The sequence below is a fragment of the Streptomyces sp. NPDC001781 genome (assembly GCF_053596035.1).
The window spans coordinates 68,260-88,728 of record NZ_JBSFFI010000020.1; the positions used below are offsets into that span (position 1 = coordinate 68,260).

17 protein-coding genes and 1 pseudogene are annotated in these 20,469 nt (G+C 73.1%); 13 read left to right on the forward strand and 5 right to left on the reverse strand.

Annotated elements, in window-relative coordinates:
- Nucleotides 1-69 precede the first annotated feature (69 nt).
- Nucleotides 70-885, reverse strand: a complete 816-nt coding sequence (locus ACWCV3_RS19580) for an anti-sigma factor (protein WP_451225398.1) — start codon at nt 883-885, stop codon at nt 70-72.
- The gene (locus ACWCV3_RS19585) at nt 882-1,469 is read right to left on the reverse strand and encodes a sigma-70 family RNA polymerase sigma factor (protein ID WP_451225514.1); all 588 of its coding nucleotides are present in this window, start codon (nt 1,467-1,469) and stop codon (nt 882-884) included. The genes ACWCV3_RS19580 and ACWCV3_RS19585 overlap by 4 nt, the downstream gene beginning before the upstream one ends.
- Before the next feature lie 157 nt (nt 1,470-1,626).
- Here ACWCV3_RS19585 and ACWCV3_RS19590 point away from each other — a divergent pair, with 157 nt between their 5' ends.
- The 4 genes and pseudogenes from ACWCV3_RS19590 to ACWCV3_RS19605 all read left to right on the forward strand — a co-directional run.
- Nucleotides 1,627-3,162: a DUF4331 domain-containing protein gene (locus ACWCV3_RS19590; protein WP_451225401.1), complete on the forward strand. Its 1,536-nt coding sequence runs from the start codon at nt 1,627-1,629 to the stop codon at nt 3,160-3,162.
- Nucleotides 3,132-4,643 carry a tetratricopeptide repeat protein gene (locus ACWCV3_RS19595; RefSeq protein WP_451225404.1) on the forward strand — a complete coding sequence of 504 codons (1,512 nt, stop codon included), beginning with the start codon at nt 3,132-3,134 and terminating at the stop codon, nt 4,641-4,643. Before ACWCV3_RS19590 ends, ACWCV3_RS19595 begins: the two co-directional genes overlap by 31 nt.
- Nucleotides 4,640-6,337, forward strand: a complete 1,698-nt coding sequence (locus ACWCV3_RS19600) for a nickel transporter (protein WP_451225407.1) — start codon at nt 4,640-4,642, stop codon at nt 6,335-6,337. Before ACWCV3_RS19595 ends, ACWCV3_RS19600 begins: the two co-directional genes overlap by 4 nt.
- Nucleotides 6,338-6,382: 45 nt before the next feature.
- A pseudogene (locus ACWCV3_RS19605) lies at nt 6,383-6,588 on the forward strand (serine/threonine protein kinase); the annotation flags it as partial.
- Nucleotides 6,589-7,032: 444 nt separating this feature from the next.
- On the opposite strand, the gene ACWCV3_RS19610 reads toward ACWCV3_RS19605, so the two are convergent.
- Nucleotides 7,033-7,827, reverse strand: a complete 795-nt coding sequence (locus ACWCV3_RS19610) for an SGNH/GDSL hydrolase family protein (protein ID WP_451225410.1) — start codon at nt 7,825-7,827, stop codon at nt 7,033-7,035.
- 371 nt (nt 7,828-8,198) lie between these two features.
- Between ACWCV3_RS19610 and ACWCV3_RS19615 the strand changes: the two genes are divergently transcribed.
- The 5 genes from ACWCV3_RS19615 to ACWCV3_RS19635 all read left to right on the forward strand — a co-directional run bounded on the left by ACWCV3_RS19615 (nt 8,199) and on the right by ACWCV3_RS19635 (nt 15,082).
- Complete coding sequence (locus tag ACWCV3_RS19615; RefSeq protein ID WP_451225415.1) at nt 8,199-8,588, forward strand: hypothetical protein; 390 nt, start codon at nt 8,199-8,201, stop codon at nt 8,586-8,588.
- Between the two features lie 351 nt (nt 8,589-8,939).
- A complete protein-coding gene (locus ACWCV3_RS19620; RefSeq protein ID WP_451225418.1) occupies nt 8,940-9,758 on the forward strand; it encodes a glycosyltransferase family 2 protein in 819 nt (272 codons plus the stop codon).
- A 56-nt stretch (nt 9,759-9,814) separates the two neighbouring features.
- The gene (locus ACWCV3_RS19625; protein ID WP_451225517.1) at nt 9,815-10,741 is read left to right on the forward strand and encodes a glycosyltransferase; all 927 of its coding nucleotides are present in this window, start codon (nt 9,815-9,817) and stop codon (nt 10,739-10,741) included.
- Nucleotides 10,738-11,538 (forward strand): polysaccharide deacetylase family protein, encoded by an 801-nt coding sequence (locus tag ACWCV3_RS19630; protein WP_451225421.1) that lies wholly within the window; start codon nt 10,738-10,740, stop codon nt 11,536-11,538. The genes ACWCV3_RS19625 and ACWCV3_RS19630 overlap by 4 nt, the downstream gene beginning before the upstream one ends.
- A complete protein-coding gene (locus ACWCV3_RS19635) occupies nt 11,531-15,082 on the forward strand; it encodes a lipopolysaccharide biosynthesis protein (RefSeq protein WP_451225424.1) in 3,552 nt (1,183 codons plus the stop codon). Before ACWCV3_RS19630 ends, ACWCV3_RS19635 begins: the two co-directional genes overlap by 8 nt.
- A 15-nt stretch (nt 15,083-15,097) precedes the next feature.
- Here the strand turns inward: ACWCV3_RS19635 and ACWCV3_RS19640 are convergent, their stop codons facing one another.
- Entirely contained in the window at nt 15,098-16,513 is a 1,416-nt protein-coding gene (locus ACWCV3_RS19640; protein WP_451225427.1) for a GH39 family glycosyl hydrolase, read from the reverse strand.
- A 110-nt stretch (nt 16,514-16,623) separates the two neighbouring features.
- Between ACWCV3_RS19640 and ACWCV3_RS19645 the strand changes: the two genes are divergently transcribed.
- Nucleotides 16,624-17,742: a DUF5925 domain-containing protein gene (locus ACWCV3_RS19645; protein WP_451225430.1), complete on the forward strand. Its 1,119-nt coding sequence runs from the start codon at nt 16,624-16,626 to the stop codon at nt 17,740-17,742.
- 101 nt (nt 17,743-17,843) lie between these two features.
- Complete coding sequence (locus ACWCV3_RS19650) at nt 17,844-18,614, forward strand: DUF72 domain-containing protein (protein WP_451225433.1); 771 nt, start codon at nt 17,844-17,846, stop codon at nt 18,612-18,614.
- A gap of 7 nt (nt 18,615-18,621) precedes the next feature.
- On the opposite strand, the gene ACWCV3_RS19655 is transcribed toward ACWCV3_RS19650, so the two are convergent.
- Entirely contained in the window at nt 18,622-18,987 is a 366-nt protein-coding gene (locus tag ACWCV3_RS19655; RefSeq protein WP_451225436.1) for a GntR family transcriptional regulator, read from the reverse strand.
- Between the two features lie 71 nt (nt 18,988-19,058).
- Here ACWCV3_RS19655 and ACWCV3_RS19660 point away from each other — a divergent pair, with 71 nt between their 5' ends.
- Together ACWCV3_RS19660 and ACWCV3_RS19665 are read left to right on the forward strand one after the other, a co-directional pair.
- Nucleotides 19,059-19,988, forward strand: coding sequence for a GNAT family N-acetyltransferase (locus tag ACWCV3_RS19660; protein ID WP_451225439.1), 930 nt, complete (start codon nt 19,059-19,061; stop codon nt 19,986-19,988).
- Nucleotides 19,969-20,466, forward strand: a complete 498-nt coding sequence (locus tag ACWCV3_RS19665; protein WP_451225442.1) for a DUF402 domain-containing protein — start codon at nt 19,969-19,971, stop codon at nt 20,464-20,466. The genes ACWCV3_RS19660 and ACWCV3_RS19665 overlap by 20 nt, the downstream gene beginning before the upstream one ends.
- Nucleotides 20,467-20,469 lie beyond the last annotated feature (3 nt).

A 20,469-nucleotide genomic window follows, 5' to 3' on the forward strand; every position in this document is an offset into this window, starting at 1 on the left:
CTAGGGCATGCGTGTATCTCGGCCACGGGATTCACCTTCCCCGCAAGGCGGTTGATCATCCCTAGTTGACTACTCTCCGAATCCGACTGATTTCAGGGTGAGTTGGACAACGGGCTGGCCGGTGGGGTGTGTGGAACCGCCGTTCGGCTCGACGGTCACGGCGAGTGACGCCGCTGACTTCCCAAGCCCCTTGACGGGCAAGGGCGTGTCGCCGGTGAGAAGCCCGAGAGAACGGGGCCCGGCGCCCGGACGCGTGAGCCACAGCTGATGCACCCGGCCGCCGGACGGGCTGCCGTATCCGCTCAGGGTGACGACGGCACGGCCCTCGGACGGCGAGGCGACGACGGCGAGGGCGCGGCCCTGCCCGTCGGTCCCGGCCGTGCTGCGCGCGTCGGGAGCGGCGAGAACGTGGGCGATGTCACGTGCCCGCGCCCGCTCGTCGGCGAGTCGTCCCTCGGCGCGCTGCGCCTGGACGGCGAAGAGCGAGGCGACGACGAGTGCGGCGGCGGCCGTGACGGTGGCGAACGGAACGAACAGCGGGCGCGGCCCGGCCCGCCTGGCACGGGCGGGCGGCGGCTGTACTCCCCATACGTGCGGAGGCAGTTGGGCGGTACGCGGCCGGCTGGCAGGAGCCGGTTCCTGCGGAGTGGCGCGCACGGCGGCCAGCACACGTTCGCGCAGGGCGGCCGGGGCGGGAGCAGCGGTGGACCAGGCCAGCCGGACGGCGTCCTCGGACAGTTCGCGGACCTCCGCCGTGCAGCGGCCGCAGCCCGCGAGGTGCTTCTCGAACCGGCGCCGCTCACCGGGGTCGAGGGCGTCCAGCACGTAGGGGGCGGCCAGCGAGTGCGGGTCCTCGCGGCGCAGCAGCCTGCCGAAGAGGGTCACGCGGCACCTCCGAGGCAGCCGCGCAGCCGGTTGAGGCCGTCGCGCATCCGGGTCTTGACCGTGCCGAGCGGCAGGGAGAGCCGTTCGGCGACCTCGCGGTAGGTGTAGCCGTCGTAGTAGGCGAGGGTGACGGACTGGCGCTGGAGGTCGGTCAGCCGTCGCAGGCAGCGGCGTACCCACTCCCTTTCCAGGCCGGCCTCGACCTCCTCGGTGACGTGGTCGAAGGCGGGTTCCCCGGCACGCAGGGCCTCGCGCTGTTCGCGTTCGCCGGCGGCGCGGGCGCTGCGCACCCGGTCGACGGCGCGACGGTGGGCGAGGGTGAGGACCCAGGACAGCGCGCTGCCGCGTGCCGGGTCGAACCGGCGCGCGGAGCGCCAGAGTTCGAGCAGCACCTCCTGGACCACCTCCTCGGACTGTGCGGGATCGCGCACCACCCGCCGGACCAGCCCGAACACCGGGCCGGAGACCAGGCCGTACAGCTCCTCGAACGCCTGGTGGTCGCCGCCCGCCACGCGCACCAGCAGTACCTCGGCACCCTCACCCCGGCCGTGGCCGCACCCGGCTCTGCCGGCGACCCCTCGCATCCGCACGAAAGCACACCTCCGGCGGTTGATACGGATCGGAGAGCCGAAAACGCGGGTCGGGAAGAAGGAAAAAGAAAGTTCCGCCCGGGCCAATCCGCGGTCGCCGACCGCTCCGTATACCCGTCCGTCAAGCAAGTCGGATTCGAGGACGGACGGCATGACTCTCTTCGCCAGAAGCGGCACGGCACGCAAGGGCCTGGTCCCGCTCATCTGCGGTGCGCTGGCCGCCGGCGGGCTCGCGGCCGCCGGTGTCGCCACGCTGGAGCCGGGGGCGGCCTCCGCCTCCTCCCACCGGGAGGCCCCGCTGATCTCGGGCACCCCGCAGTACGACAACACCGATCTGTACGCGTTCGTCAGCCCCGACAAGCCGGACACGACGACGATCGTGGCCGACTGGATACCGTTCGAGGAGCCGGCGGGCGGCCCGAACTTCTACACCTTCGCCGACGACGCGCAGTACGACCTGCACATCGACAGTGACGGGGACGCCCGGGACGACCTCCTCTTCCGCTACACCTTCAGGACGCGGACGAAGAACGGGAAGACGTTCCTCTACAACACGGGCCCGGTCACCAGCCTGGACGATCCGGACCTCAACATCACCCAGACCTACGACCTCGAACTGGTCCGCATGAAGGACGGCCACGCGATGTCACGGACGAAGGTGGCGGACGACGTGCCGGTGGCGCCGTCCAACGTGGGCAAGGCGTCCATGCCGGACTACGGCAAGCTGCGCTCCCAGGCGGTGTACCGGACGGCGGGCGGGGCGGCGACCTTCGCCGGACAGGCGGACGACCCGTTCTTCCTGGACCTGCGCGTCTTCGACCTGCTGTACGGCGGCAACCTCAGCGAGGTCGGCCGGGACACCCTCAAGGGCTACAACGTCAACACGATCGCCCTCCAGGTCCCCAACGACCTGATCCGGCAGTCGGCGGACCAGCCTGTCGTCGGCATCTGGTCCACCACCCAGCGCCGCAACGCCCAGGGCTACTACAGCCAGGTCTCCCGCCTCGGCAACCCGCTGGTCAACGAGGTGGTCAACCCGCAGGCCGACAAGGACCGCTTCAACGCCTCCCAGCCCTCGCACGACGCCCAGTTCCTGAAGAACGTCACCAACCCGGAGCTGCCCAGGCTCATCGAGGGTATCTACAAGATCGACGCCCCCGCCGAGCCGCGCAACGACCTGGTCGACGTCTTCCTCAAGGGTGTCAAGGGCCTCAACCAGCCGCCGGACGTGCGGCCTTCGGAGCAACTGCGGCTGAACACCTCGATCAAGCCGACCACGCACCCCAAGCGGCTCGGCGTACTGGACGGTGACAACGCGGGCTTCCCCAACGGGCGCCGGCTGACCGACGACGTGATCGACGAGGCCCTCCAGGTCGTCGAGGGCGAACTCCTGGGCGCCAAGAACGACCTGGGCGACGCCGTGGACGCCAACGACAGGAAGTTCGAGAAGTCCTTCCCCTACGTCGCCCAGCCCACGGCGGGTTCGCGCGGTGCGCTGGCCAGGGGCACGATCGCGGGCGCCGACGTCAAGAACCAGCTCGGCGACGCGCTGAGCCCGGCCTCGGCGGCGGGCGGTACCGGCAGCACCACGCTGATCGCTGGTTCGGCGGCGGCCGGCGCGGCCGGAATCCTGCTGCTCGGCACCGTCGTCGGCTGGTGGCGCCGCCGGATGCGGCGCGCGTACTGACCCCGGTCCCCAGAGCGACCGGCACGGCCCGTATTCCTTCCCCCACGGCGGGCCGCGCCGGTCTTCCCTACCACCATCAGGCGAACCAGGAGAGGGCGATGGGCCCGCGTACGAGTAGTGACGAGCAGACCGACGGGGCACAGGAGGGTGCCGTCCGGGGCCGCCGGACGGCGTGGCGGGTGGCGTCCGCCGCCCTGCTGGCCGTCGCCCTGACCGGTGGCGCGGTCGCCTTCGGGGCCGCGCGGGACGGCGGGCGGGCGGCCCCGGCCGGCGCCGTCGCCGCGATGGACCCCGGTGCGCCGGCGGGCGCCGACCCGGACGCGGCCGTCGCCGCTCTCCAGGGCCACCTGAAGGCGCAGCCGAAGGATCACGACGGCTGGGCCGCCCTCGGCCTCGCCTACGTGGAACAGGCCCGCACCAAGGGCGACCCGGCCCGGTACCCGCAGGCGCAGGCCGCCCTGAGGCGTTCCCTCGCGCTCGCCCCCGGCAACGACAGGGCGGTGGCCGGGCAGGCCGCCCTCGCCGCGGCCCGCCACGACTTCACCGGCGCGCTCGCAGCCGCGGACCGCGTCCTGAAGCACAATCCCTACGACGAACGCGCCCTCTGCTCCCGCATCGACGCCCTGGTCGAACTCGGCCGCTACCCGGAGGCGGCCCGCGCCGCCGACACCGCCGACGCCCGCAGGCCCGGCACCCCCGTCTTCACCCGGTACGCCTACGTGCACGAGCTTCGCGGCGACGTCACCACGGCCCGGCGCGTCCTCCAGCAGGCCCTCACCGGGGCGACCTCCCCTGGCGACATCGCCTACGTGGCCACCCAGCTCGGGCAACTCGCCTGGAACCAGGGCGACTACAAAACCGCTCTCACCCGGTACGCCCGTGCCCTGGCCGCCGACGACGGCTACCTCCCCGCCTTGGAGGGCAGGGCCCGCGCCCAGGCGGCGAGCGGACGGCGGGCCGCCGCCGTCAAGGGACTGGAGGCGGTCGTCGCCCGCGCCCCGCTGCCGACCTCGCTGGTCGCGCTCGGGGAGCTGTACGAGGCGCGCGGTGGCGCCGGGGACCGCGAGAAGGCGCGGCGGCAGTACACGCTCGTCCAGGCGTGGACCGCGCTGGCCCGCGCCAACGGCGTCGACGCCGACCTCGACACCGCGCTGGCCGCCGCCGACCACGGGGACAGGGCGGCCGCCCTGCGCGCGGCCCGCGCCGAGTGGGGCCGCCGGCACACCGTCCACACCGCGGACGCCCTGGCCTGGGCACTGCACGTCAACGGCCATGACGCGGAAGCCCTCGCGCACGCCCGCGCGGCCACCGCCACCGGCTGGCCCAACGCGTCCTTCCTCTACCACCGGGGCGTCGTCGAACTCGCCACCGGCCACCGGGAGGAGGGCCGCGCCTCGCTGGCGGCGGCGCTGAAGCTGAACCCCGGCTTCTCCCCGCTCGGTGCCGCCGAGGCGCGCGAGGCACTGGAGGCGGCCAAGTGAGACTCCGCCGCTCCCTCGCCGTCCTCACGGGCGCCTGCGCCGTGCTGCTCGGCTCCGCCCCGGCGGCGAACGCGCACCCCCTGGGCAACTTCACCGTCAACCGGTACGACGGGCTGGTCGCGGCTCCCGGACGGCTCCGCGTCACCCATGTCGAGGACCTGGCGGAGATACCGGCGACCCAGGCGAAGCCGGACCTGGAGCGGCTCGGGACCGCCCGGTGGGCCGAGGCGCGCTGTGCCGGGGCGGCGCGGGGCAGCGAGGTCACGGTGGGCGGGCGCCGGGTCGCGCTCACGGTGTCGGCCGCGCGGGCCGAGCTGAGGCCGGGGCAGGCGGGGCTGGACACGCTGCGGCTGGAGTGCGTGGAGTCGGCACCGCTGCCAGGGGGCGCGACGGCGGACGTCGGCTTCCGCAGCGCCGGAGTGTCGTCCGGGCCGGGCTGGCGGGAGGTCACGGCGCGGGGCGACCGGATGACGCTGAGCCGGTCCGACGTGCCGCGCGACTCGGTCTCGCGTGAACTCACCTCCTATCCGGCGGGCTTGCTGTCCTCCCCCGCCGACACCTCCACCGCCCGGTTCACCGCCCGGCCGGGCGGGACCGCCCTCTCACCGCGACGGGACGCCCCCGGCGACTCGGTGCTGCCGCGCGGCGCCGACCGCTGGACCCGGGCCCTCACCGGCCTGGTCGCCCGGCGCGACCTCACCCTCGGCTTCGCCTCGCTCGCCCTGCTCGTCGCGGTCGGCCTGGGCGCGGCCCACGCGCTGGCACCGGGACACGGGAAGACGCTGATGGCCGCCGCCGCTGCCGCCCGGGGCGTGCGGGCCCGGCTGCGTGACGTACTCCCGCTGGCCGCCTCGGTCACGGTCACCCACACCCTGGGGGTGGTCGCGCTGGGGCTCCTGGTGACGGCCGGTTCCGCCGCGACCCCCTCGGTGGTGGCGTGGCTGGGGGTGGCGAGCGGGGCGCTGGTGCTCGGCGCGGGACTGAACCTCGTACGGCGGGCCTGGCGGGAGCGTGGGATGCGGGCGGGGCATACGCATGAGCACGCCCCGGGCACCGAGGTGGAGGTGCGGGCGCTGGCGCTCGTGGGTGGGGGCGATGGTGAGGAGACCCACGCGGGCACGCACCATGGTGCAGGGCCACATGTGCCGAACCCACCTGCAGGGAACACAGCTGTGCCGAGCACACATGGGGCAACCACCCATGGGGCGGGCGCACAGGGAGAGACCCCACATGTGGCCGACCACCACCCGCACCCACCCGACCACGACCGCGAGCACGACCACCCTCACACCCACACCCACACCCACACCCACACGCACGGCGGCCACACCCACTCCCACTCCACCGCACCCACCCTCAAGGGCACTCTCCTCCTCGGCTTCGCGGGCGGTCTCGTACCCAGCCCCTCCGCCGTGGTCGTCCTGGTGGGCGCCGCCGCCCTCGGCCAGGCATGGTTCGGCCTCCTCCTCGTCGTCGCGTACGGCGCCGGCCTGGCCCTCACCCTGACCGCCGCCGGCTTCGCCGTGGTCCGGCTCGGCCCGGTCGCCGGCCGGCTCCTGGACCGGAGCCCGGCCCGCCGCGCCCATCCCCTGGCCGTACTGCTCCGCCGTACGGTCCCCCTGGTCTCCGCGCTGGCCGTGCTGCTGGTGGGCGCCGGGTTGATGCTCAAGGGGGTCGCAAGCGCCGTCGGCTGAGCTGCGTTGGTCAGGATTCGCGCGACGTGCCGTGGGGAGAAGCCCGTGTCAGAACAGCCGGGACGCGATCGGTTGATCGCCGGCCGTTACCGTCTGCTGTCCCCGCTGGGCGAGGGCGGCATGGGCACGGTGTGGCGCGCCCACGACGAGGTGCTGCGGCGCGAGGTGGCCGTCAAGGAGGTACGCGCCCCGGCCGGGCTGCCCGCCGGGACGTGGAGCGGATGTACGCCCGCCTGGAGCGCGAGGCCTGGGGCTGCTGCTCGGCGGTGCGCTGCTCTTCGACGCCGACGGCGACAGCTTGCCGCCGGTTCGCCGGTGTTCACCGCGACCTTCACCGTGGGGCGGCTGCCCGCCGAGGTGCGCTACCGGTGGAAACTGAGGCACGGCTCGTTCGAGGGCGAGCAGTGGCGCACGCTGTCGTTCCCGGAGGGCGGCGAGCGCACCGGGCTGGCGCGGGTGACCGTGCGGACGGACGACGAGGACGGCACGTCGGAGAACGCGATCAGCGTGGAGGTGCGCGAGCCGGAGCGGGTCACGTCCGGCGAGGTGCCGTTCACCGTGACGTGTGACAGAACGACGGAGACCCCGTCGGACGGGGCCTCCGCTTCATCCTCCGGCACACCCTGAAATTTCATTCGTTCGGGTGAGTCCCGTACGGCTCTCTTTGACGGGGTCACCCAGTCGGGCCGCGTGGGTCAGGCGGCGTTGGTGAATACGGGGAGGTAGCCGCCGGACTGTCCGGCCGCCGTCGGGTGGTACGACTCGCCGATGTTGGTCCAGTTGACGCTGTGCAGCCAGGAGTTGCTCGAGCAGATCTCGTGGCCGGTGAAGGTGGTACGGACGTCACCGAAGACGAAGCCGTGGGCCTGCGCGCGCTTCTGGATGGCGCTGTTCATGTAGTCGGAGGCGCTGTTGATCGCGGAGCGCTTGGTCTCGGAGAGGCCGAGGCAGGCCTGGCCGAGCAGGTAGAAGCGCGGGTAGCCGATGACGACCACGCGGGCTGAGGGGGACTTGGCGCTGATCGCGTTGTACACGGCGTCGAGCTTGCCGGGCAGCGTGGAGTCGATGTACGAGCGGGCGGTGTTGATCCGCGAGAGGCAGGTGCTGTCGGACTGGATGACACAGGTGGTCATGACGTCGGCGAAGCCGGCGTCGTTGCCGCCGATGGTGATGGACACCAGGCCGGTGGAGGAGTTGAGCGAGCCGAGCTGGTTCGCGAGGACGTCGTCCGTGCGGGCGCCCGAGCAGGCGTTGAAGGCGAAGGAGGACGGACCGTGCGCGGCGTTCCAGAGGTAGGGGTACGCCTTGGTGCTGCGGTCGCAGGCGCCGCTGGAGCTGATGTAACTGCCTGAGCCGACCCCGGAGGAGTAGGAGTCGCCGAGAGCCACGTAGCCGCCGGTGGCGGCCTGCGACGATCCGGCACCGGCGAGGGTGAAACCGGTGGCGAGGAGGAGTGAAGCCACGTATGCCGCAATTCGGGTACGTCTCATGGAATCTCCCTTAGCGGAATCTCTGCCACAACTTTGGTACCAGCTACGCGCGTTGACGGGAAGTGTTCATGCCAAAACAATTTCGGCCCTCAACCACGATGGCGCGCGATGGCGTGACGCCCCGCCACATAGCAGAAACCACAGACGAGTTCGGCCACAATCCCCCGGATGGGTCGCGGGGACAGGGGTCGTCTTGACGCCCTCGGAGCGGCTGGGCCACATTGAAGCCCGGCATCCGGCGCGTCGGGGGGCAAAGTCGGCCCATGCGGTCCTCAACTGGCAGCAGATCCAAAGCAGACGGTTCCACGGCAGGGAGTGACGGCACGGCATGGACGGGACCGGGGAGGGACCTGTCCGCGCTGCTCGCCGGAGTGGCGACCGGCACCGCCGCGTGCGGCGCGCTGCTCGCACTGACCGATTCCGGCTCACCGCTGCGCGGACCGTGCGCGCTGTTCTTCCTGCTCGCCGCGCCCGCTCTGGCCATCGCCACGGCGCTGGGCGGACTCGACCCCTTCGGCCGGCTGATCGTCGCGCTCGCGGGGGCGGTGGCGCTCGACATGCTGGTCGCCCAGGCGATGCTGACCGTGCACCGCTGGTCGGTGAGCGGCGGGATCGTCGCCGTGACCGTACTCAGCCTGCTGATCGTGGCGGCCGGCCGCGTCCGGCGGCGGGCGGATTCGCGGGGGCGCACGCGCGAGGGGGCACCGGGGGGGAGTGAAACAGGCCAAAGTCCCGTAACGGCCGAACCAACCGAATCGTGAGACCACGTCCAGGTCTTGCGACTCGTCTTCTATCGTCAATACCGTCGTACATCTCACCCGTATCGGTCCGTCGCCCACGGTTCAGGGGAGGGCTCGGAGCCGTGACGTACCGGGGTGAGGCGCGGTAGGGGGGTGCCGCGCTCGGTGACCGCACCAGGTGACCGGGCCGTGCCGCGCGACCTGAGGTCCTCGCACGCTTCGGGGCCCGGTCAGCTTTGCCAGCTCGTTCTTTCCGGCCCGGAGTGCGTTTCGCCGTGCCTGGGCCGAGGACGAGAACCCCCCTTTCGAACCGGACACACATCCGGGCCGCCCGAGGGGCGGGCGGTCCACCGGACGAGAGGGACCACAGTCATGAGTTCTGTTCTGCGCACGCCGGGTCCGGACCGCGACCCGCTGCTCTCGGCCCACTACCGGCCCATCTCCTCGCACCTGGCGATCACTCCGCCGGTGAGCGTGGTGATCCCCGCCATGAACGAGGCGGAGAACCTGCCGTACGTCTTCAAGACACTTCCGGACTGGATTCACGAAGTGGTCCTGGTCGACGGCGACTCCACCGACGACACGGTGGACGTCGCCCGTTCGCTGTGGCCGGACGTGAAGGTGGTCGCGCAGCGCGGCAAGGGCAAGGGGGACGCCCTGATCAGCGGATTCGAGGCGTGCTCCGGCGACATCATCGTGATGGTCGACGCGGACGGCTCGGCCGACGGCAACGAGATCGTCTCCTACGTCTCCGCACTGGTGTCCGGTGCCGACTTCGCCAAGGGCTCGCGGTTCGCCAACGGCGGCGGCACCGACGACATGACCCTGATCCGCAAGCTGGGCAACTGGGCGCTGTGCACGGTCGTCAACCGCAAGTTCGGCGCCCGCTACACCGACCTCTGCTACGGCTACAACGCGTTCTGGCGGCACTGCCTGGACAAGATCGACCTGGACTGCACGGGCTTCGAGGTCGAGACGCTGATGAACATCAGAGTGGTCAAGGCCGGGCTGAAGGTGCAGGAGATCCCCAGCCACGAGTACCTCCGCATCCACGGCACCAGCAATCTGCGGGCCGTGCGGGACGGACTGCGGGTGCTCAGGGTGATCCTCCAGGAGCGTTCCAACCGGCGTGCGCTGCGCCAAAGACACCGCTCGCCGCTGGCGGACTCCCGGCGGGGAGCGGCGTCTTGACCGCTCCGTCCGTCTCCGTCGTGATCTGCGTGTACACCGAGGACCGCTGGGAGGACATGCTCGCGGCCGTCGCCTCGGTGCGCGCCCAGTCCCATCCGGCGCTGGAGACCCTGCTGGTGGTGGACCACAACCCCGTCCTGCTGGACCGGCTGGCCGCCGAGTACGAGGAAGCGGACGTCCCGGTCCGGGTGCTCGCCAACGCCGGCCCGCGCGGCCTGTCCGCGGGCCGCAACACCGGGATCGCCGCGTCCGGGGGCGAGGTGATCGCGTTCCTCGACGACGACGCGGTGGCCGAGCGGGACTGGCTGCGCCGTTTCGCCGAGGGGTACGCCGACCCGCGTGTGCTGGCGGTCGGCGGCCGGACCGAGCCGGTGTGGGCGTCGGGACGGCGGCCGGCCTGGTTCCCCGAGGAGTTCGACTGGGTGGTGGGCTGCACCTACCGGGGCCTGCCGCCCGGCCGGGTCCGGGTGCGCAACGTACTGGGCGGCAACGCCTCCTTCCGGCGCACCGCGTTCGACCTGGCGGGCGGTTTCGCCACCGGGATCGGCCGGGACGGTGACCGGCGTCCGCTGGGCTGCGAGGAGACGGAGCTGTGCATCCGGATCAGCCGCGCCCGGCCGGACGCCGTCCTCCTCGTCGACGACCGCGCGGTGATCCACCACCGGGTGCCCGAGGTCCGTGAGCGCTTCGCCTACTTCCGCACCCGGACGTACGCCGAGGGCCTGTCGAAGGCTCTGGTGGCCCGGAGCGTGGGCGCGGCGAAGGGGCTGGAGTCCGAACGCCGTTACACCGCAAGGGTGCTGCCCGCCGGGATCGCCCGCGGGCTGCGGGACGCGGTACTCGCCCGGCCGGGCGGCGCGGGACGGGCCGGGGCGATCGTGGCGGGCGTGCTCGGCGCGGCCGGCGGCTACGTGATGGGCAGCCTGCGGGCCCGGCGCGGCGGGCCCGGTTTCGCGGTGCCGCCGGTGGAGGTGGGCGGATGACCGGCACGGCGGTACCGATCCTGATGTACCACGCGGTGGCGGCCTCGCCCAACGACGCGACCCGCGCGCTGTCGGTGGCGCCGGAGGCGTTCGCGGAGCAGATGGCGCTCATCGGCGACCTGGGCCTGACCCCCCTCACCACCGAGAGCCTCGCGGCCCACTGGCGCCACCGGCGGCCGCTGCCCGCCCGGCCGGTGCTGATCACCTTCGACGACGGCTACGAGGGCGTCCACCGGCACGCCCTGCCCGTGCTCGCCGAGCACGGCTTCCCGGCCACCCTGTTCGCCTCGACCGGCTGGCTCAGGGGCGCCCACGACACCGGGGGCGGCCTGGACGCCATGCTCGACTGGGACCAGGTGCGCGAACTGGCCGGCTGCGGGGTGGAGATCGGCGGCCACACCCACAGCCACCCGCAGCTCGACCAGTTGGACGACACCGCGCTCGCCGCCGAGCTGGAGCACAGCACCCACATCCTCACCGACGAGCTGGGCGCGCGCCCGGTGTCGTTCGCCTACCCCTACGGTTACTCCAGCCGCCGGGTCCGCCAGGCGGTGCGGGCGGCGGGGTACGCCCAGGCGCTGGCGGTCGGCAACGACCTGGCCCGGCGCCGGCAGGGCCCGTACGCGCTCCGCCGGGTCACCGTACGGCGCGGTACCGGGGTGGCCGAGTTCGAGCGGCTGCTCCAAGGACGTTCCATCGCACGGGACTTCGCCAGGGACCGTGCGCTCACCAAGGGATACGCACTCGTGCGAAGAGCACGCCAGGTCTGCCGGAAGGCCATCCGCTCCCGTGTCTGACACGACCACCGCCCAAGAGGCCGCCCCGGCCGTCGCCGCGCCGGGGCGCCGCCTGCGGCTGCCCTTGCCGGGCCGCGTGTCCGGCGGCAGTCCGCTGTTCCGCAACGCCTACGCGCTGATGCTGAACACCGGCATCTCCGCCGTCCTCGGTCTCGGCTTCTGGCTGGCGGCGGCACGCTACTACTCGGAGTCGGCGGTCGGGCAGGGCTCGGCCGCCATCGCCGCGATGAAGCTCCTCGCGGGACTGACCGCGGTGACCCTGACCGGCGCCCTGGCCCGTTTCATCCCGGTCGCCGGACGCGCCACCGCACGGCTCATCTTCCGTACCTATGCGGGAAGTTCGCTGGTGGTTGCGGTGGCGGCGGGGGTGTTCCTGCTGACGCCGGACGTGTGGGGGCCCTCGTACCGGTTCCTGCACGGGCCGGTGAACGGGCTCGGGTTCCTCGCGGCGGTCGTCGCCTGGAACGTGCTCACGCTGCAGGACGGGGTGCTGACCGGACTGCGCAGCGCGCCGTGGGTGCCGGTGGGCAACACCGTGTTCTCGGCGGTGAAGCTGGGGCTGCTGGTGGCGTTCGCGGTGGCGATCCCGACCGCCGGGGTGTTCGTGTCCTGGGTGGCGGCCATCGCCACCTCGGTACTCCCGCTGGGCTGGCTGGTGTTCCGGCGGCTGGTGCCCCGGCACACGGCGGCGACCGAGGGGCGGGCGCATCCGCCGACGCTGCGGGAGATCGGCCGGTTCCTGGCCGGCGACTACACCGGCTCGCTGTTCTCGCTCGGGGTGGTCTACCTCGTCCCGGTGATCATCGCGTCGCAGGTCAGCGCCGAGGACAACGCGTACTTCTACATCACCACCACCATCGGCGGCACCACCAACCTGCTCGCCATCAACATGGGCGCCTCGCTCACCGTGGAGGGCTCGCACGACCCTGCGCGGCTGGCCGCGAACACCCGGGCGGCGCTGCGGCGGATGGCCCGGATCATGCTGCCGGTCGCGGGTGTCCTCTTCGTCGGCGCCCCGTGGATCCTGGGTGTGTTCGGCGCGGGGTACGCGGACGCGGCTACTCCGCTGCTGCGCTGGTTCGCGGTCGGCGCGGTGCTGCGGGTGGTGATGGAGACCTACTTCGCGGTGCTGCGGGCACAGAGCCGGACCTCCGGACTCGCTTGGCTGCAGGGGCTGTTGTGCGTTCTGGTACTGGGTCTGACGTTGCTGCTCCTGCCGCGGATGGGGCTGACCGGCGCGGGTGTCGCGGAGATCGCCAGCCTGGCGGTGATCGTGGCCGTGGCCGCGCCGCGTCTGTGGCAGGTGATCCGGCCCGGCCCGGTGACCGCGGCCCCGGACGGCGACCTGGCCGACCTGGGTCCGCGCGAGGCGATACGGCCGGTGCCCTCGTGGGTCGAGAAGAAGGAAGAGGCGGCCGCGTCCTTCGGCACGCCCTCGCAGGCGGCCGCACCGGTTGCCGCGCCGGCGGCCCCGCCCGCCGCCCGGCCGGCGGGGCCGCCGGAGGAGAAGAGATCTCCCACCGGGCCTCCCCGGCCCCGCCGCTCCCCGACCCGCACGGGTCTGGTTCTCGGCTCCCTCCTCCTCGCCGCGCTTCTCCTCTACTGGATCCCCGCGCTGCGCCTGACCGACGCCGGCCTGGACCGGATGGGCGGCCTCGGCCTGGTCTCGGTGCTGCCGCTGCCGACGCTGGCCGGTGCCGCACTGCTGGTCACGGTGTTCGCCGCCCTGCTCAGGCTGCGCCGGGAACACCGGGCGCTGCTGCTGCTGACCCTGGTGGCGACGGTGTTCTCGCTGCACGCGCTGCCCGCCGTGATCGAGAGCGCGCCCAGGTTCCCCACGGCCTGGCAGCACCTGGGCTTCCTGGATCACATCGACCGCACCGGTTCGACCGTGCCGGACCTGGACGCCCGCTGGAGCTGGCCGGGCTTCTTCGCGGTCACCGCGTTCGCTGCCGAGGCGTGCGGGGTGTCGGACTTCACCGAGGTGATCCGCTGGTGGCCGACGGCCATCCAACTCGCCTCCCTGGCACCGATGTTCCTGCTCACCCGGTCACTCCGGGCGAGCTGGCGGGCCCGGTGGGCCGGGGTGTGGCTCTTCGCGCTGAGCGGCTGGGTCGGGCAGGACTACTTCTCCCCGCAGGGCTTCACCTATCTGCTGTACCTGGTGTTCGTGGCGGTCCTGCTGCTGTGGTTCCGGGCCCCGCACATGATCTGGTCCCGGTTCCGGCCCGGCGAGGCCGAGGTGGAGCCCACCGGCCGGGGCCAACGCGTGGTGCTGCTCCTGGTGCTGATCGCCCTGTTCATGGCCTGCGTCCCGGCCCACCAGCTCACCCCGTTCGTGATGCTCGGGGTGCTCGCGGCGCTGGTGTGCTTGCGCCGGTGCGAACTGCGCGGGCTGCCGCTGCTGTTCGCGGTGGTGGTGGCGGTGTGGGTGGGCTTCATGGCGGAGCCGTACTGGTCGGGACACTTCGACGAGCTGTTCGGCGGCCTCGGCGGGGTCGGCGGCAATGTGTCGACCTCGGTCTCCGGCCGTATCGAGGGCGGGAGTCCGACCCACAAGCTGGTGCTGTACACCCGCGTGCTGCTGGCCGGTTCGGTGCTGGCACTGGCCTGCTGGGGGTGGTGGCGGCGGCGCCGGCACGGCTACCGCGAACGCTCGCTGCCGGTAGTCGCGTTCGTGCCGTTCCTGGGCTTCGGCATGCAGTCGTACGGCGGCGAGATGGCGCTGCGCGTCTTCATGTTCGCGCTGCCGGGCGCGGCACTGCTGGGGGCGCTCGCGCTGTTCCCGCGTACCCGTGCGGACGAGCGGCGGCGGATGGACCTGGGCGCTCCGGCCGCGCTGCTGGCCGGGCTGGTGCTGATCGGCGGCTTCCTGGTGGCCCGCTGGGGCAACGAGCCGTTCGAGCGGACCCGGCCCGGCGAGGTCGCGGCGATGAACTGGGTGTACGCGCACGACAGGCCGACCGTACGGCTGCTGTGGCTGACCACCGACACGGTCAACGACGTGACTCCGGCGCTGGCCTGGGGCGCCCGGGACATGGAGCGGGTGACCTATGTGCCCACCCTCGCGCCTCCCGACCCGGTGCTGGTGTCCGGGCTGGTGAAGTCGCTGAAGGACGCGGGCCCGAACTCGTATCTGATCGTCAACGAGAGCCAGGTCCGCTATCTGGAGCTGGACGCGGGCTATCCGGCTTCCTGGGAGTCCCGGCTGAACCGCGCGCTGGACGGCCGGGCGGAGCTGTCCAAGGTCCTGGTGAACGCGGACGCCACCGTGTACGCGCTGCGCGGCGGCGGGCCGGCGGCGGCACCCGGGCCGGACCCGGGTCCGATCGGGCCGCAGATCACCTGGACACCGTGGTCGGTGGTGGGCGCGCTGGCCGCCGGGGTGCTGATCCTGCTGCTGGCGGGGCGTGAGGTGCTCCGGGTGGCGGGCCGGCCGGGCGTGGGCCTGCTGCGGCGGTCGCAGAGCGCGTTCTGGTTCGCGATGCCGCTGCTGGCGGTGGTGCTGGCCTCGCTGGTGCAGCGGTTCCTCACGATGAGCTGAGGAGGGTGCGGTGGCTCAGCGGTCGAGCCACCGCACCTCATAGCCGCGCATCTGGAACCGCTTGCCGTCGACGCGGGCGACGACCGGGCGGTCCAGGGTGTTCACCACCAGGACGGTGTCCCGGCTCGCCAGGACGCGGAGGCCGGTCCGGACGTCGGCGTCGACGGACACCGTCTCGTACCGGGTGCCGGGCGGGAACGCCTTGCCGAAGCGGGAGACCAGGCCGTACATGGGCAGTGCGCGGCCGCCTCCGGTGTCACCTGTGGGGGTCCACAGGCAGCCGGGGCAGTCGGCGCCGCTCTTCCTCTCCGGGTTCCAGTAGAAGCCGGATTCGGCGCCGCCCCGGACCATGGCGATCAGCCCGGCGGCGTGCACGGCGATCCGGCGGTCCTCGGACCAGCCCTCGCGGCGGTCCTGGGAGTCGGCGGGCTCCACGTAGTACTCCGCCCACCACAGCGGGAGGTCGTGCGTGCGCTCGCGCACCCACTCCCCCACGGCCGTGAACTTGTCGGTGGCGGCGAACTCGCCGGGGAGCAGCTCGTCGTCGTTGGTGTAGCTGGAGCCGTCGACCACCACGAAGTCGGCGCCCGACTTGTGGGCGTTCCAGTAGTCGAAGGCGTCCAGGACGCGCTGGTCCATGGCGCCCCACGGCCCGCGGACCTTGGCGGAGGCGTCGGCGGCGCGGGGGTCGACGCTGTCCATGGGGAGGTAGGGCCCGCCGACCAGGTTGTCCGGGTCGGCCTTCTTCAGCGCCGCGCGGACCAGGTTGTACAGCTTGGTGTAGCCCTCGTGGTCCCAGCGGCCCTCCGCCTCGTTCCAGAAGCCCTTGAACTCGTTCCAGACGACGAAGTGCCGTACGTCGGGATAGCGGCGGGCGACGGTGGCGGCGAGGTCGGCGAAGTCCTGGTAGTGCTCCGGGTCCGGCGCCCGCTCCAGCGAGTCCCGGCTCCAGTCGGTGGCCCCGGCACCGGCCTTGCCGCCCTTCATCCAGTCGGGGGCGCAGCACAGGGTGAGGACGGGGGTGCCGCCGGAGGCGCGGACGAAGTCGATGCGGCGGTCCAGGGCTGCGAAGTCGTAGCGGCCCTTGACCGGTTCGGGGTTGTCGGCGCCCCAGCCCATGACGGCCTGGTCCTGCGGGAGACCGCCGTCGCCCTTGAGCAGCCGGGCCACGCGGGCGCTTCCGCCGCCCTGGTCGGCGCTGTACTGGGTGTGGGTGAGACCCCAGCCCACAGCGGGACGGACGGGTCCGGCGGGGGCGCCGGGTGTGCCGTGCACCCTGTCGCCGTCGCGGGTGGTGCCGCTCGTGTCGGCGCCGCGTCCGGGGAGGGTGGTCAGGAGGGTCACCAGCAGGGCCAGCGCGGTCGCGCACACGCCGAGCAGGGCGGTGATCCGCCACCTCCGTGCCCCCGTGTACCACCGATGACTGCCCATCAGCTCCACAGTAACGGTGGGAACCCGGCGTCGGGCGTGAGTCGGGAACACCTGGGGACAAGCGGCGGAATTGCCGTGCGCGTGGTGCGCCGGTGCCCGATCATGGCGGCATGTCTGTGAATCCGCGGAACCCGCAGGACGCGCTGCCGATCAGGCTGAACGTCGACGACTCCGACTCGCCCTCCGACGTCGTCGACGCGCTGTTCCTCGGCCGTTTCGCCACGGGTGAGCAGCCTTACGCGCACGCGGCCAACATCGACCGGGTCCGCTCCGGGGCGACCCTGCTGCCGGACGGCGCACGGGTGCTGCGGGTGGCGCGGGACGAGGACCGCAGCGCGACCCTCGCGGAGGGCGACGGCTGGACGCTGCTGGTCTCCCGCTGGAACCGGGGCGCGGACGTGACGGTGACCGCGACCACGGCCGAGCTGGCCGAGGAGGTCCTGGGCCGGGCCACCGAGGGCGCGGCCGACGACCCCGCCCCGCAGCCGGACAACGTGACGATGGGCTTCTGGTACGTCTCGCCCCGGCGCGGCCCGCACCGCACCACCCGGCAGATCTCGGCCGGCACCTGGGAGGAGGTGCGGGCCAACTACACCGCGCCGGTGGCCCGGGCGCTGGACCGGCTGATGGGGACGACACCGCAGGACATCGCGGGCCGGCTCCTGCTGCTGCACGGTCCGCCGGGCACCGGCAAGACCTCCGCGCTGCGCACCCTGGCCCGGTCCTGGCGGGAGTGGTGCCAGGTGGACTGCGTGCTGGACCCGGAGCGGCTCTTCTCCGACGTGGGCTATCTGATGGACATCGCCATCGGCGAGGAGGACGGCACCGGCAAGGGCCGCTGGCGGCTGCTCCTGCTGGAGGACTGCGACGAGCTGATCCGGGGCGAGGCCCGGCACACCGCGGGCCAGGCGCTGTCCCGGCTGCTGAACCTGACCGACGGGCTGCTCGGCCAGGGCCGCAACGTCCTGGTGGGGGTCACCACCAACGAGGACCTGGAGCGGCTGCATCCGGCCGTGGTCCGGCCCGGCCGCTGTCTGGCCCGGATCGAGGTGGGCCCGCTGACCCGCCCGGAGGCGGTGAGCTGGCTCGGCGACCAGGCTCCGGGTCTCGGGCACGAGCTGGGCCGGGACGGCTCCACCCTGGCCGAGCTGTACGCGCTGCGCCGGGGTACGGCGCCGACGTCGGTACCGGGGGCGCGGGACGAGGCGGACGCGGGGCTGTATCTGTAGCCGTACCGGCTACCGGGCGGGCCCGCATCCCGGACGGGGCCGTCGCGGTGGGCTCCGGCCGTCCGCCCGCCCGGCCGGCGCGCGGATGTTTTCATGGACCCATGACCCTGTTCGTCGGTACGTCGGGGTGGCAGTACAAGAGCTGGCGGGGCGTGCTGTACCCGCCGGACGTGCCGGTGCGCCGGTGGCTGGAGGAGTACGCGGAGCAGTTCGCCACGGTGGAGCTGAACAACGCGTTCTACCGGCTGCCGTCCCGCGAGAACTTCGCGGGGTGGCGGGAGCGGCTGCCCGAGGGCTTCGTGGTGGCGGTGAAGGCGAGCCGGTATCTGACCCACATCAAGCGGCTGCGGGACCCCGAGGAGCCGGTGCGGCGGCTGATGAGCCACGCCGGGGGGCTGGGCGAGTACCTGGGCCCGGTGCTGCTCCAGCTCCCGCCGACCCTGCGCGCGGACCCCCCGCTGCTCGACGCCTGCCTGGCCTGCTTCCCGGCGACGACGCGGGTGGCGGTCGAGCCCCGCCACGACTCCTGGTGGACCCGGGAGACCCGCGAGGTGCTCGAGGCGCGGAAGGCCGCCCTGTGCTGGACGGACCAGTTGGGCCGCCCGGCGGGCCCGCTGTGGCGTACCGCCGGCTGGGGCTACGTCCGCTTCCACCGCGGCCGCGCCAAGCCCTGGCCCCGCTACGGCACCCAGGCCCTGCACTCCTGGGTGGACCGCGTCGCCACGACCTGGCCGGAGGGCCAGGACGTCTTCGCCTACTTCAACAACGACCCCGGAGGCGCGGCGGTCAAGGACGCGGCCGAGTTCGGCGGCCTGGCCCGCCGGGCGGGGCTGGAGGCCACACGGACACCGGAACCCTGGACACGGCGGTGAACGCCGTTCAGCCGGTGCCGTAGGAGGCGCGCAGGGCGTCGCGGACCGTGGCCAGGGCGGTGTCGTGGTCGAGGCCGAGGCGGCGGGCCCGTTCCGCGTACGCCTGTGCGGCGGTGCTCGCCTCGCGGGTGGCGGCGGGGGCGGCGACGTAGGTGCCGTTGCGGCCGCGGGTCTCGATCACGCCGTCCGCCTCCAGCGCCCGGTAGGCCTTGGCGACGGTGTTCACGGCGAGGCCGAGGGACTCCGCGAGGCCGCGCACCGTGGGCAGCCGGTACCCGGCCGGGAGTACGCCCGCCCGCGCCTGCTCGGAGATCTGCGCCCGGACCTGCTCGTACGGCGGCGCGCTGTCATCGATGTGGATCTTCAGGCTCACAGGGCCGATTCTCCCGCACCGGGCGGAAAATGAGAGGCACTCCGGCGGTCCCGCCCGTACGGTGCCTGCTCATGACCGTACTCGTGCGCGATCTGCGCCCCGACGTGCCGGCCGACACCGAGGGTTTCGCCCGGGTCCGGCGGCTGGCGCTGCCGTACATCCTGTTCACCCCCGAGTCCGTACGCCACGTCCTCACCCGGAGCCATCCGCAGGCGCGGTTCCGCTCGCTGCTCGCGGAGGAGGACGGGGAGGTGATCGGCACGGCGCAGGTGGCGCTGGCGCACGACAGCACGGAGCCGGGGCAGGCGTACGTCAACGTCCATGTGCGTCCGGAGCGCACCGGCCGGGGGGCCGGGCGTCTGCTGGTCGCCGCCGCCGAGGAGTACCTCGCCTCGCTGGGCGCCACCCGGCTGTACTCCTGGGTGCTGGACGAGCCGGCCAGTGTCCGGTTCGCCGAACGGCACGGCTACCGGGCCGGCCGCCCGGCCCGTTTCCTCCGCCTCGATCTGGCGCACGGCACCCTCCCGCCGCTGCCGAGGACTCCGGCCGGGGTGGAGCTGCGCACGGCCGCCGACTTCGCGGCCGACCCGCGTCCGCTGTTCGAGCTGGACGCCGAGACCGTGGCGGACGAGCCCGGCGAGGTCACGCTCGCCTACGCCGACTACGACGCGTGGCTGGCCGAGATCTGGGAGCACCCGCTGCTGGACCGCGCTCTGACCGCCGTGGCGGTGGTGGACGGCCGTCCGGCCGCCTTCAGCGTGGCCCATTCCGACGGCGCCACCCGCTACTTCACCGTCATGACCGGTACCTCCCGCCCCCACCGGGGCCGGGGGCTGGCCAAGCTCGCCAAGCTGCATTCGCTGCACCGCGCCCGCGCGGCCGGCCACACGGAGGCGTTCACCGGGAACGACGCGGGCAACGGGCCGATGATCGCCGTCAACACATGGCTCGGCTACGAGCTCTGCGCCACGGAGGTGCGGTATGTCCGAGAACTCCGCTGATCCGAGAAGTGAGTTGGAGGTCGTACTCGTCAAGGCGGGGCGTACGAAGATCCGTTATCCGGCGGCGCTGCTCGCGGACGACGGCACCCGTGTCTCGGTCCGCGCCCCCTGGGCGGGCGAGGCCGCACGGGACTTCGGGTTCGTGCGCTTCGAGGCGGGTGACGTCCTCACCGAGCACTACTGGCGGGACCGCTGGTACGCGGTGAAGGAGGTCCGCGCCGGGGACGGCACCCTGAAGGGCTGGTACTGCGACATCACCCGGCCCGCCGTCCGGTCCGGCGCCGAACTCGTCGTGGAGGACCTCGACCTGGACCTCTGGGTCTCCGGCGACGGCGAGGTCGTACTCCGGCTGGACGAGGACGAGTTCGCCGCGAGCGGGCTGGCGGAGCGGGACCCCGGGGCCGCGGCCGCCGCCCGGTCCGCGCTGGACGAACTGGAGGCGCTGGCCCGCGGGGAGGGGCTCACGGGCCTGGTGTGAGCC